The sequence below is a fragment of the Sideroxydans sp. genome, assembly GCF_054604835.1.
In genome coordinates this window covers 67,435-79,926 of sequence record NZ_JBTSFG010000005.1, presented here as the reverse complement: position 1 = coordinate 79,926, position 12,492 = coordinate 67,435, and the positions used below count along the sequence as shown (strand labels likewise).

The 12,492-nt window shown below is 56.9% G+C and carries 17 protein-coding genes; 1 reads left to right on the top strand and 16 read right to left on the bottom strand.

Features of this window, described 5'->3' with window-relative positions; genetic code table 11:
- The first annotated feature begins 60 nt into the window (after nt 1-60).
- Nucleotides 61-1,332 (top strand): NAD(P)/FAD-dependent oxidoreductase, encoded by a 1,272-nt coding sequence (locus ACYCZ5_RS09385; protein WP_461544542.1) that lies wholly within the window; start codon nt 61-63, stop codon nt 1,330-1,332.
- Nucleotides 1,333-1,394: 62 nt separating this feature from the next.
- On the opposite strand, the gene mog is transcribed toward ACYCZ5_RS09385, so the two are convergent.
- The 16 genes from mog to ACYCZ5_RS09305 all read right to left on the bottom strand — a co-directional run bounded on the left by mog (nt 1,395) and on the right by ACYCZ5_RS09305 (nt 12,462).
- On the bottom strand, nt 1,395-1,940 hold the full coding sequence (mog, locus tag ACYCZ5_RS09380) for a molybdopterin adenylyltransferase (RefSeq protein WP_461544541.1): 546 nt from the start codon (nt 1,938-1,940) through the stop codon (nt 1,395-1,397).
- A gap of 1 nt (nt 1,941) precedes the next feature.
- Complete coding sequence (locus tag ACYCZ5_RS09375) at nt 1,942-3,174, bottom strand: molybdopterin molybdotransferase MoeA (RefSeq protein WP_461544540.1); 1,233 nt, start codon at nt 3,172-3,174, stop codon at nt 1,942-1,944.
- On the bottom strand, nt 3,171-3,752 hold the full coding sequence (mobA, locus tag ACYCZ5_RS09370) for a molybdenum cofactor guanylyltransferase (protein WP_461544539.1): 582 nt from the start codon (nt 3,750-3,752) through the stop codon (nt 3,171-3,173). Before mobA ends, ACYCZ5_RS09375 begins: the two co-directional genes overlap by 4 nt.
- Complete coding sequence (gene mobB, locus ACYCZ5_RS09365) at nt 3,749-4,240, bottom strand: molybdopterin-guanine dinucleotide biosynthesis protein B (RefSeq protein WP_461544538.1); 492 nt, start codon at nt 4,238-4,240, stop codon at nt 3,749-3,751. The genes mobA and mobB overlap by 4 nt, the downstream gene beginning before the upstream one ends.
- Nucleotides 4,237-4,632: a GNAT family N-acetyltransferase gene (locus ACYCZ5_RS09360; protein ID WP_461544537.1), complete on the bottom strand. Its 396-nt coding sequence runs from the start codon at nt 4,630-4,632 to the stop codon at nt 4,237-4,239. The genes mobB and ACYCZ5_RS09360 overlap by 4 nt, the downstream gene beginning before the upstream one ends.
- A gap of 313 nt (nt 4,633-4,945) precedes the next feature.
- Nucleotides 4,946-6,112, bottom strand: a complete 1,167-nt coding sequence (locus tag ACYCZ5_RS09355) for a diguanylate cyclase (protein WP_461544536.1) — start codon at nt 6,110-6,112, stop codon at nt 4,946-4,948.
- Nucleotides 6,113-6,123: 11 nt separating this feature from the next.
- Nucleotides 6,124-6,813, bottom strand: coding sequence for a hypothetical protein (locus ACYCZ5_RS09350; protein ID WP_461544535.1), 690 nt, complete (start codon nt 6,811-6,813; stop codon nt 6,124-6,126).
- A gap of 2 nt (nt 6,814-6,815) precedes the next feature.
- On the bottom strand, nt 6,816-7,979 hold the full coding sequence (locus ACYCZ5_RS09345; RefSeq protein WP_461544534.1) for a TMAO reductase system protein TorT: 1,164 nt from the start codon (nt 7,977-7,979) through the stop codon (nt 6,816-6,818).
- 173 nt (nt 7,980-8,152) lie between these two features.
- Nucleotides 8,153-8,578: a molybdenum cofactor biosynthesis protein MoaE gene (locus tag ACYCZ5_RS09340; RefSeq protein WP_461544533.1), complete on the bottom strand. Its 426-nt coding sequence runs from the start codon at nt 8,576-8,578 to the stop codon at nt 8,153-8,155.
- A 1-nt stretch (nt 8,579) separates the two neighbouring features.
- Nucleotides 8,580-8,819: a MoaD/ThiS family protein gene (locus ACYCZ5_RS09335; protein ID WP_461544532.1), complete on the bottom strand. Its 240-nt coding sequence runs from the start codon at nt 8,817-8,819 to the stop codon at nt 8,580-8,582.
- On the bottom strand, nt 8,816-9,313 hold the full coding sequence (gene moaC, locus ACYCZ5_RS09330) for a cyclic pyranopterin monophosphate synthase MoaC (protein WP_461544531.1): 498 nt from the start codon (nt 9,311-9,313) through the stop codon (nt 8,816-8,818). Before moaC ends, ACYCZ5_RS09335 begins: the two co-directional genes overlap by 4 nt.
- A 1-nt stretch (nt 9,314) precedes the next feature.
- Entirely contained in the window at nt 9,315-10,301 is a 987-nt protein-coding gene (gene moaA, locus ACYCZ5_RS09325; RefSeq protein WP_461544530.1) for a GTP 3',8-cyclase MoaA, read from the bottom strand.
- A gap of 107 nt (nt 10,302-10,408) precedes the next feature.
- Complete coding sequence (locus ACYCZ5_RS09320; RefSeq protein ID WP_461544529.1) at nt 10,409-10,843, bottom strand: hypothetical protein; 435 nt, start codon at nt 10,841-10,843, stop codon at nt 10,409-10,411.
- A 4-nt stretch (nt 10,844-10,847) separates the two neighbouring features.
- Complete coding sequence (locus ACYCZ5_RS09315) at nt 10,848-11,075, bottom strand: hypothetical protein (RefSeq protein ID WP_461544528.1); 228 nt, start codon at nt 11,073-11,075, stop codon at nt 10,848-10,850.
- Nucleotides 11,076-11,086: 11 nt separating this feature from the next.
- Nucleotides 11,087-11,554, bottom strand: a complete 468-nt coding sequence (locus ACYCZ5_RS09310) for an ankyrin repeat domain-containing protein (RefSeq protein ID WP_461544527.1) — start codon at nt 11,552-11,554, stop codon at nt 11,087-11,089.
- A gap of 14 nt (nt 11,555-11,568) precedes the next feature.
- Nucleotides 11,569-12,462 carry a hypothetical protein gene (locus ACYCZ5_RS09305; protein WP_461544526.1) on the bottom strand — a complete coding sequence of 298 codons (894 nt, stop codon included), beginning with the start codon at nt 12,460-12,462 and terminating at the stop codon, nt 11,569-11,571.
- Between the last annotated feature and the right edge of the window lie 30 nt (nt 12,463-12,492).

The window sequence follows — 12,492 nt, the reverse complement described above, 5'->3', positions numbered from 1 at the left end:
GCAACATCCGGAATCAAATCGGAGCAATCCCATCCACAACAACCTAACAGGGGAACACATATGGCACATGTAGTCATCATGGGTGCAGGCGTCGGCGGTATGCCGGCAGCATACGAAATGCGCGCAGAACTGGATAGCAAGCACAAGATCACCGTCGTCAACAACGGCGAGAACTTCCACTTCACTCCTTCGAACCCATGGGTCGGTGTCAAATGGCGTGACCGCAAACACATCGAGTTCCCGGTACGCACCTACCTGCAGCGCAAGGGCATCGAGTTCAACCCTTCCGGCGTGAAGCGTGTCCACCCCGACCAGAACCAGCTCGAACTTAACGACGGCACCATGATGCCGTACGACTATCTGGTCATCGCTACCGGCCCCAAGCTGGCGTTCGATGAAGTAGAAGGCCTCGGCCCGCACGGCGGCCACACCCATTCCGTCTGCCACGTCGACCACGCGATGAAGTCGCACGACATCTGGGACGACTTCTGCAAGGATCCCGGCCCCATCGTGGTCGGTGCCGTACAAGGCGCATCCTGCTTCGGCCCGGCTTACGAATACGCGTTCATCATGGAAACGGACCTGCGCAAGCGCAAGATCCGCACCAAGGTACCGATGACCTTCGTCACTTCCGAGCCCTACATCGGCCACCTCGGTCTGGGCGGCGTCGGCGACTCCAAAGGCATCCTCGAATCCGGCATGCGCGACAAGCACATCAAGTGGATCTGCAACGCCAAGGTCACCAAGGTCGAAGACGGCAAGATGTACGTCACCGAGCATGACGACATGGGCCAGGAAAAGAAACAGCACGAACTGCCCTTCAAGTACAGCATGATGCTGCCCGCCTTCAAGGGCGTGGACGCCGTGTTCGGTCTGGAAGGTCTGACCAATCCGCGCGGCTTCATCACCGTGGACAAGCACCAGCGCAATGCAAAGTACAAGAACATCTTCGCCGTCGGCGTGTGCGTCGCCATTCCGCCGGTCGAACCCACTCCAATCCCGGTCGGCACACCCAAGACCGGCTACATGATCGAGTCCATGGTCACCGCCACCGTGCACAACATCAAGGCCGACCTGACCGGCCAGCCCGCCGACCAGGAAGCCACCTGGAACGCCGTCTGCCTGGCCGACTTCGGCGAGAGCGGTGTCGCCTTCGTCGCCATCCCACAGATCCCGCCGCGCAACGTGAACTGGTTCTCCGAAGGCAAGTGGGTGCATCTGGCCAAGGTCGCGTTCGAGAAATACTTCATCCGCAAGATGAAGAAAGGCACTTCCGAGCCGTTCTATGAAGGCAGCATCATGAAGATGCTGGGTATCGAGAAGCTTAAGTAATAAGCGGTACCCAATGCAAAAGGCCTCCGGTTGCAGAACCGGAGGCCTTTTTGTTTAGCGGGTCAGGCGCTTTGCTTCTTGGCGTGTGCCGGTCTGAACACTTTGCATTGCGCGGGATCGGCTTCCAGCCATGCGCCTTCGATGAGATCGATGCAATAGGGGATGGCCGGAAACACCGCATTCAGGCAATCGTCGATCGCCGAAGGTTTACCGGGCAGGTTCACGATCAGGCTCTTGCCGCGTATGCCCGCCGTCTGGCGCGACAGGATGGCGGTGGGTACGACCTTGAGTGACTCGGCGCGCATCAGCTCACCGAAGCCGGGCATCATCTTCTCGCATACGGCTTCGGTGGCTTCCGGCGTGACATCGCGCAGCGCGGGACCGGTACCGCCGGTGGTGACGATCAGGCTGCAACCTTCCCTGTCCGCCAGCTCGATCAGCGTCTGTTCGATCAGCGGCTGCTCATCGGCGATGACACGCGCCACCGCTTCCCATTCATTCGTCAGCACACGCGTGAACCACGCCTGCATCGCCGGGCCGCCCTTGTCTTCATATTCGCCGCGACTGGCGCGGTCCGATACTGTCACAAAACCAATACGTGCTTTCATCTCACTCCCCTGCTTCATCCTGATAGGCCGTGCCGTCCAGCAACTGCACCGTCACCTGCTCGCCCGAGCCAATCCCCTTGCTCTCGGCAGGCACGATCATCAACCCCTCGGCCATCGCCATCGAGCGCAGGATGCCGCTGCCCTGATCGCCGGTCGGAGTGGCCGTAAAACCTTCACCATCTCTGCCCAGCATCACACGCACGAACTCGGTGCGGCTGTGCTTGTGCTTCACATCGCGCGCCAGTTTCGCAGTCACCGTGCGACGAAATACTTTGGCGTGTCCCATGCTGAAGCGCAGCGCGGGGCCGACGAATTGTTCGAAGCAGACCATGCTGGACACCGGATTGCCCGGCAGGCCGAACACCCAGGTCAGCGGTGCCACGCCGAAGGCCATCGGGTGGCCCGGCTTCATCTGCACGCGCCAGAACTTCATCTGCACTCCCAGCGCTTCCAGCGTAGGCCGCACATAGTCGTGCACGCCGACCGATGTGCCGCCGGAGACCAGCAGCACGTCGAACTGCAAGCCGCGTTGCAGCATCTCTTTCAGATGCTCCGGCTCGTCGCGCGCGATGCCGAGCAGCACCGGCTGTATACCCAGCGCCTGCACCTGCGCCATCAAGGCATAACTGTTCGCATCGGGGATCTTGTTCGCATCGAACGGTTCTTCCAGCCCTTCCAGTTCGTCGCCGGTGGACAGGATAGCCACGCGCGGCTGACGCCAGACCTCGACGCTGGATGCCTTCACCATCGCCAGCATGCCAACCACGCCCGGCGAGACCTCGGTTCCGGCACTCAGCACGACCTCGCCATCACGCATGCTCTCGCCACGGTCGCGGATGTCGTTGCGCGGTTTCACCGCGACATTGATGCGCACCTGCGTATCCGATACCGCTTCGGTGTCTTCCACGCGGATCACCGCATCCGCCCCCAGCGGCACCGGCGCGCCGGTCATGATGCGGGCGCACTGTCCGGCCTCCACCGTCTTGCCCGGCATATCGCCGGCCTTGATGTCCTCGATGATCTCCAGCAGCGCCGGCGCGTTCGCCACATCCGCACTACGGATGGCGAAACCGTCCATCGCCGACACGTCATACGGCGGCTGGTCACGGTTGGCCTTGATGTCGGTCGCCAGCACACGGCCCAGTGCCTGCTGCAAAGGCACGGACTCCGTGCCCAGTCTCTTCATCGCTTCGATGACGCATCGCTGCGCCGCTGCTACGGTCAGATCACTCACTTCAACTCCTGTGCCGCCTTCAGATCCTGCGGCGTATCCAGATCAAAAAAACTGCGGAACTGCGGATCGTAATCGCGCAACGCCGCCTCATTCACATAACGTACATCCAGTTGCTGCAACACGGCGCGCACGCGCTTCTCCCCTGCGGCCTGCATCTCACGCAAGGTATCCAGCGCGGCCTTGGAATAGAACGCAAACAAGGGCTGCGGATGGCCGCCTATCAGCGGCACCACGGCTTGATGTTCACCGCGCAACTCAGCCATACGTTCGATGACGGCAGGCTGGATGAACGGCATGTCGCATGCCACAGCGAACATCCACGGTGTCTCCACCTGCGCCAATCCCGCCACCAATCCGGCCAGCGGCCCACCGTCTGCTTCTGCATCGCACACCTGTGGCAACAGCACCTCCGCGCGCGGCTGCCGCACGCTCACGATGACCTTGGGGAATATCTGCTGCATGGTGACCGTCGCACGTTGCAGCAAGGTCGTACCTTCCAGCAGTAGTCCGGCCTTGTCCTGTCCCATGCGGCTGGAATCGCCGCCGGCGAGGATCAGTGCGGTGCAGTCTTCGATCATCTCCCCGCCTGTTGCAGGATGAACGCGATGATGCCGTCCACATCGTCCAGCGCGAAATGCGGCAACTGCGCATGCGCTTCGTCCACATCCGTCACCAGCGCGACCACGCCTTCTTCCGGCGAGCAACGCGGCGTAGCGGAACACGCGCGGCGCAACACTTCGATCTTCGCCCCCGGTGCATGCGAGAACCCTTCCGCCAGCACCAGATCGGCCTCACCCATGAAACGCTCCGCCAGTTGCTGCGGTTCACGCTGTTCGGTCCGCGCATCGACCAACTGCACGCCGCCCTGCGTCACCAGCAGGCTCATCGCCGCACCCGCCTGCGTGTAGCGCCAGCTATCCTTGCCCGGCGTATCCAGTTCCACCTTGTGATGCGCATGTTTGATGGTCGCCACGCGCAAGCCGCGCTGCGTCAGTTCGCGCACCAGCTTTTCGATCAGAGTGGTCTTGCCGGAACCGGAGTGGCCGACGATGGAGATGATGTTCATGGTTTATTCAATGACTGATGCTGTTTTTCCATACGGATGTGCGGTATCCCGACCTCAACGAATGGCACTCCCGAATACACATAGCCAAGCTTCTCATAAAAACCGCCAGCGCTGATGCGGGCATGCAATGAAAGTTGCGTGGCACCCCGTGCGACCAACAGTTCTTCGAGGGAAAGCAGCAGCCTGCGCCCGATACCCTGCCCCTCATAGCCTGTCCTAACTGCCATCTGTCGAAGCTTGGCCTTGCCGGATCCCTGAAGCACTGCGATGACGCATGCGATCAGCTCGGTATCGTGATCGAACAGCCCGAAGTGCAATTGCTCTTTTTCCTGCTGCAGGTCTTCTCTATACAGGTTCAGCCCCAGCGGAAGGCGCAAGACTTCGTTACGCAACTCGCATGTCTGCTTGTAATCGTCCGAGCCGAATGCTATCGAACGGAAATCTAGCGTATCAGCCTGCATAGAGAATCAACCATCTTTGTTCGATCAGAGTGGTCTTGCTGAAAGCGGAGTGGCTAACGATGGAAATGATGTTCATTGTAAGAATGTATCGAATATTGATGGCACATTTTCGATGTCTGACTGCAATTAACCCGTTGCGGTCATTGAGAAACTAGAGGTAGTCCCCGATTACGAACCAAACAGTCACTCTAAATGCTGAGTGCCAATCCCAAGTAGCTTGATGAACTGCTGAAAAGACTCCCTATTAATCATGCTGTTCAAAGAACCGCACCTGATTCCGCCCTGCTTCTTTTGCTTGATACATCGCAGCATCCGCCCTCCTCAGCAACTCTTCACTACTGGCTTCGTGGTTGATAAACATCACCACTCCAATGCTTGCAGTGCAGTGATGGACAACATTTTTTTCTCCCGTGCCAGATGTCAGAACAATTTCATAGGGCTCACAAAGTGTTGTCAGCAATTTCTCGGCGAGGGTGGCTGCATGCGCAGTGGCGTCAGACTTTTCTTCCTCCAACTTACTTAACATCACCACAAACTCATCGCCGCCAAACCGTGCCACGGTGTCCGTTTCACGCACGCTGCCAGTTAACCTTCGTGCAACCTCTATCAGCAGAAGATCACCAGCGCCATGTCCATATTGATCATTCAAGGGCTTGAAGTTGTCCAAATCAATAAAAATGATTGCACCATACTGGTTGGTGCGCTTGCTCTGTGCTGATGCGTAATCAAATCTGTCATTGAACATACGACGGTTAGGTAGTTGCGTCAGTGCGTCGCGCATAGACAGTTTGGTTAGCTCATCGTTAGCAAGTTGCAATTCATTGGTACGTAGCTGGACTGTTGCTTCCAATGATGAGTTGATCTCATTTATTTGCGCTATTTTCTGATTGATGACTTCATGCATACCAATGAAGCTTTGGGTCAACTCAATAAGTTCGTCGCTCTGTCTGTAATTCAATCCGCTCAGCTCATTGGCTGCGAATTCCTTACCGCTGGCGATATCTCGAAAGATCCTGCTAAGTCTCGTGATTGGCTGTGAAATAGAATTTGCCAGATACCACCCAAACGGCAAAATCAAAAACAAGCAGGAAGTCGCAATCAGAGCCAATATGCCTATCATTTCAAGTGTATTTTTTTGGACTATTCTTTCTGAATTCAGCACCGCGATAGTGCCAATAAGCTTCTCATTAGTGTGGAGCGGTATCAGATATTGGTGGAATTTTTCACCAGAAACCACGACTTCATTTGACGCAATGGCTTGGATATTAGGCTGCGGCACACCGGCCAAATCTGGCATCCGATAATCGAGCAAATTACCAACGCTAAATCCTTGGGAAGTAAACATGTTGGTTTTGACATTCGCTAGATTCGAAATCTGATCGACAAAAGTCTGATCGAGCTGCCGTGCCATGACAACCAGACCTAGCTGTTTGATTTCTGCTTCCTTGTCACCAGATCCAATTGTTTCCCCGTAATGGGCACGTATGATTCAATTCCCAGCATGCCATCCATCGCTGCATAGTGAACGTCATCCTTGCTCGGTAGCGGCCCATTAAATTCCAGGTCAACACCAGGAACTGAGCTTACCTCCCTCAGGTTCTGCCTGCTTAACTCACCGCCGATATGCAATTGGGCAACCTTGAAATATGGCGTAGGTGATCGCTCGACAAAACCTGCCAATTCCTGATTCTTTGCGAAGGATGCAAAAGTAATCAGATGGCCAGATATGTCATAGATAGAAATCCTGGATATATTTGAGACATGCCCTAATTCATGAATATTTTTTACCAGGTTTTGGTAAGTAACAAAAAGCATCTCGGCATTAGCGTCATCCTTTGCATACTGACCCAAATACCATATGGTTGAACCAAGGTTCTTTTGCGATGCCAGTTGGTGCGATGCATTCAACTGAATGATTTTTCGCTCATTCAGGTTTTCCTCGACGATCCTTGACGCATTTTCCAGCAGCGCTTTGGACTGATTGAGATATTGTTCACTAATAACCCATGAAACGGCCAACATGGTTGCGAGCGCCATTACAACGCCAATCAATATGGCGCCGAGCAATAGTCGTGTTTTAAGTCGCGTTACACCCACGCCGGGAAATTTCATAGTTACTTACCGCTATCGTTATTCGGCATATAGGTGAGCACGGTTGTATAACCGTCAGGAGCCGTTGTTACGCTGTAATCATAGTTAGCATAATTCTTGCGGTCGACCATCCCGAGTTTTATCAAAATGGTATGGGGCAGATGTTTTATTCTCCCTTCCAGAAAATTCACTGCAGAGTTAATGACGACTCTCGCTTGGCTAACGCCCATGACATCAGTCGCCGCATAGATTTCTCCTTTGCGAATATGGTTGATCATTTCTCGTGTAAGTCCATAAGCCACTATTCTGATCCTGTCGTGCATGCCAGCCGCCTTGACTGGCAATATGGCCCCCGGCGCGCAATCCGTACAGCCGAGGATATAGTCGATATTGTTTCCATGCTCAATGAGTAATTCTTCAGCCAAACGTGATTGACCGATCAGATCACTATCCCCATATTTGATAGAGAGTATGTTGACTTTGATCGGCGCTTTTCGTGCTGCTTCGCGAGTACCCGCAACCTCTCCCATGACCCAGCCCGCATCAGACGGGCCGGGCAATAGTGCGATATTGATGGATTTTAGCCCACGTTTCTGAGCATCTCTGATAACCCATTGAGTGGTATCAATCCCCATCCCTTTTAGAGAAGAGGTGACCTTGATGGTCAAGTCATCACTGGTGCTGTCATTGGCCATTTGAAAGACAGGAATGCCTAGCGAACGAGCTTTGGCGATGGCGGGATTATTGGCTGTCTGGCTGATCGGGGAAATGACGATGGCATCATATTTCGCAGCGATCACCTCATCCATCATCCGCAACTGACTGATCAGGTCGTCATAACCATCGGCCGGAAAGATATCGACTGCCACGCCAAGCCGTTTGGCTTCGCTAATCAATCCGTACGTACAATCGACCCAGTATGGATCTTTTACATGAGGAAAAAGGAAAGCGATCCGCCAAGGTTTGCTTGCCGGAGAAGCCATGGGAATGAACTCATTAACTACGCGGCCCGAGGCTAATGCCTCATCCGCGGAGCTGCCCTTCTTGAGAGGTGGGTAAATAGAAAAGACAGGGATAGGTTCAAATCGAGCAACATCCGCTGACATTGTCTCGGCTGATAAAACAGTCGCACATGCACCCAATAAGAAAGCGCAAAGTGAAGACTTTATATGGGTAGCTTGCAGCATCTCATCCTCCCATATTTATCAAGTGTCGGTCCTATGCGAACCTATATCTCCCTGAATGATCCTGTGGCCTTTGGCACAGAAAAATCCTCGCAATCGCATCGCACGCTCAAAGACCTAACCAGATCAAAAGGTCGCTTTTGGACCGATTGCAGCCATTCTAGCTTGCTCAACACTCACGGATGCTGCGTCACCCACGACTCCCCCTCCGGCGTGACCTCTTTCTTCCAGATCGGCACACGCTGCTTGAGTTCGTCGATCATCCAGCGGCAGGCGTCGAAGGCAGTGGCGCGGTGGGCGGCACCGGCGGCGATGAAGACGATGTTGTCACCGGCTTGCACGGTGGTGACGCGGTGCACGATGCGGGCGTCTAGCAGGTCGAACTTGGCGATGGCTTCTTCGCGCAGTTTGCGCATCTCGGCCAGCGCCATACTGCCGTAGGCTTCGAAGCTGATCTCGCTGACGTCACGGCCTTCAGAGAAGTCGCGTGCGCACCCCAAGAAAGTGGCAATACCACCCATGCGCTTGGATGACGCTTTGAGTGCGGCGATCTCGGCGTCTTGCGAGAAGTCTTCTTGCTGGATGCGGACGGGGTCGGTCATCTCAACCTCCAGAGAACTTCGCCATGAATGCGATCTCGTCGTTGTCTTTCAGAACCGTCTGCTTGTCGTGCACCTGCTCCTGATTGACGGCGATGAAGCTGACGATACTGAGTGCACCGGGATGCTGCATACCGACTTTGTGGGTGACATCGTGCAGGGTCATGCCGTCGGTGTATTCGATATCCATCTCGCGCGTCTGCACGCGGTCGGCGACCGGACCGAAGAACAGGACCTTGATCATTTGCTCTCCCCGCGTTTCCACACACCGCTCTTCCCGCCTCGCTTCTCTTCCAGTTGCACGTTCTCGATACGCATGCCGCGGTCTATGGCTTTGCACATGTCATATATGGTGAGCAGCGCGACGTTGACGGCGGTCAGCGCTTCCATCTCGACGCCGGTCTGGCCGACGCAGCTGGCGGTGACCTCGGCACGCATACCGACGCAGCCTTGCGCGTCCGCTTCCGTCACTTCGGCAAATTCCACCTGCACGCCGGAGAGCGCGATGGCGTGGCACATGGGGATGATGTCCGGTGTGCGTTTGGCGGCCATCACCGCGCCGACATCGGCCACGGCCAGCACGTTGCCCTTGCCGATCTTGCCGTCGCGGATGCGCTGCAGGGTCTGCGGGTGCATGCGTATGGTGCCGCTGGCAATGGCGACGCGGATGGTTGATTCCTTGCCCGAGACATCCACCATGCGGGCGCGCCCGGTTTCGCTGAAATGGGTCAGACTCATCTCATCCTCCTGTCATCGACATGATGCGAATGATCTTGCCGGGTTGTTCGTTGAACTCGTGGCGCTCGGGCTTGAGTTCGATGGCGCTGCGGATGGCAGCGTCCAGTTCGTCGTCGCTGCATCCCGCGCGCAACAGCGGACGCAACGGCAAAGCATGCTCCTGCCCCAGGCACAGGTAGAGCGTGCCATCCACCGACAGGCGCACGCGATTGCAGGTCTCGCAGAAGTGTTGCGACATGGGGGTTATGAAACCGATGCTGGACTTGCCGTCCGGCGTGACCAGATAGCGCGCCGGGCCGCCGCCGCCGATGATGCCGTCCACCAGACCGAAGCGATCTTGCAGACGCTGGCGGATCGGCTGCAGATCGACGTAAGCCGCGTTGCGACCGGTCTCGCCCATGGGCATGGTCTCGATCAGGCGCAGCACGAAACCGTGGCGGAAGCAGAATGCGGCCATGTCCTCGACCTCGTCCTCGTTCACACCGGCCATCACCACCATGTTGATCTTGATCGGCGCGAAGCCGCTGGACTTGGCCACCAGCAGCCCTTCCAGTATCTCGTCCAGCGCGTCGCGGCGCGTGATCTGTTGCAGGCGTTCGGCGCACAGGGAATCGAGACTGACGTTCAGGCGGGTGACGCCTGCCGCTTTGAGTGCGACGGCGTGCTGGGCCAGATGGGTGGCGTTGGTGCTGAGGGAAAGGTCGTCCACGCCCGGCAACACCGACAGACGTGCCGCCAATCCGCTCAGGTCGCGACGCAACAATGGTTCGCCGCCGGTGATGCGGAAACGCGAGGTGCCCATGCGTGCGAACGCCGCGACCACACGCTCGATCTCGTCGAAGGTCAGCCAGTCCGCCGGCTGCTCGTAGTCGCTGAAACCCTGCGGCATGCAGTAGCTGCAACGCAGGTCGCAACGGTCCGTCACCGACAATCTGAGATAGTCGATGCGGCGACTGTAGCGGTCTTGCAGTGTGGCGTTCCTGTCCATGTGTTTGCAGCGTTCGTGTGTCGCTTCCAGTGAGTGGTTTGCGGCCGGATTATTGCATGCAGCTGCCGCAATTTCCCCATTTAGCTAAAGGGGGATGTGTTGCCGGATCAGCCGTGCCTTCCCTTGTAATGCAGACGCGCGGCATGCACCACTGCCGAGAACGGGATATCGCCGTCTTCGGGCCAGCTTTGCAATGCCGCACGCATCAGTTCGTCCACATCCGCCACCTCGGCATCACCGCGCAACACGTCCTGCAACCCGCGCAAGCCGCCGCACTGGATACGCATCTCCTGACCATGCGGTATGGGTGCTTCGTCGTGCAGGATATGGATGGCGAAACCGAAGTTGTGACGCAAGGCGTCGTGCATGCGGGCACAGCGCTGTTGCAAGACTGCTTCACGACAGACGATCAATTCGCGTTCCGCCAGATTCATGCGCCCGGCCTGCGTACACGCGACACAGCCCGAGAACAAGGCCTTGCTGAACGGACACAACAGGGGATGCGTCGCTTCCAGAGTCTGCCGGAAGGCCGCCTCGTCCATGGCGTCAGTCGTCGCCGAGTTGCGGTGCTGGTTCGCGCACCTCGTTCAACAGGTCTTCGGCTTGCAGTTCGTTCTCGGCGTGGATCATCTTGATGCTGCCATTCTCGCCCCACACTTCCGCCTTGCGCAGTTCCTTGGCGCGCGCGGAAGCTTCCTTGTAGACCTCGTGCTGTTCCAGCTTCTCCAGAATGCGGATGGGGCGCTCGGTGATGCGGTAGATGTAATAGGGCATGGCGTCCTCGCTTATTCTGGGCGTTTCATAAAGGTGACGACATTGCTGCCGGGGGCGTTCTTGCTGGCACAACTGTTCTCGCCCAGACCAGCCAACTGCTCGGCCTCGTGCAACAAATTGATGACGTCCACGTAGAACTTCTGCTTCACCATCATCAGTGCGGTGAAACCGCCCTCGTTCTTGGCCAGCACGTCGGCTCCGGCCTTGAGCAATGCGTCGACCACAGCGGTCTCGCCATAGCCGGCCGCCAGCATCAGCGGCCGCACACCGTAACCGATGGGTGCCTCGATGTTCGCCCCGGCATCGATCAGCGCCTGCACCACGTCGGCGAAACCACGCTTCTGCTCGGCGTTGTAACAGGCCTTCATCAGCGCGGTCCAGCCCGCTTCGTCGGTCGCATTCACGTCCGCACCCGCCGCCAGCAGTTGCTTCACTTGCTCCAGGTCACCCGCATAGGCTGCAGTCATCAGTTCAGTCATGGTTCATCTCCTGCTTATTTCTTTACAGCCCCTTCCAGCGCAGCACGGATCGCCTCGGGCGACTGCATGATGTTCATGAAGCTGTTCTTGCCCATCATGGACAAGTCGGGGAAATTGATGGCGATGCGGAAGCGTGCATACAGCGCATAGACGTTCTTGCCGGAGACCAGCACTTCATAGGGCAGATGTGCAGTCGATTTCACATCGTGGAAATCGATCTCGGACATGATGAAGGTGTCGTCCTTGTACTTGTCGTCGCTCTTCAGCGCCACGCCGAACACCGTCTCCTGTTTGCCCGGCACGTCCACGCGGTAGACCTTGCTCACGCCGTTCTTGTTGGCGGACAGCTTAGCATCCACCGCCTGCACGGCTTCTTCGTAGCTGCCGTAGGACTCCAGTTTGCTCGGTTCGTCGAAATATTCCATGCCGAACATGTAGTGATATTTGCGCGCCTGTTTCTCGGTCAGTCCCTTGGCGCCGTATTCCTCCACACGGCCCAGTGCCTTCTCCAGCGCAGCGGACACATCGGCCAGATCGCCCTTCATGCGGTACACATAGGACATGTACACAGGATTGGTATAGCTGACCTGCACTTGGTCGCCTGCGGCAGTGAGCGACACGCGCTGCACCGCGCCGTAGCCGCCATGCTCGGATGCGGCGGCGTTCTGCTTCAGTGCGTCGTTGGTGACGATGATGATGTTGGCAGTCGGGAACGGTGCGTATTCGCCGACCACGGTGAAACCTGCGGCGGTCAGCGCGCTCTTCACTTGCACGGATCTCTCGGCGACCGTTCCGGCACTGGTGGAAGCCAGCACGAACGGTTTGAGGATCGCATCTTTAGCCTGTGCGCCGACTGCGATACACAGCAACGCCATTGACATCAATACCCTGCTCATCACTTGCTTCATCTTCAATCTCCCTGTTTTTATATTGGACTG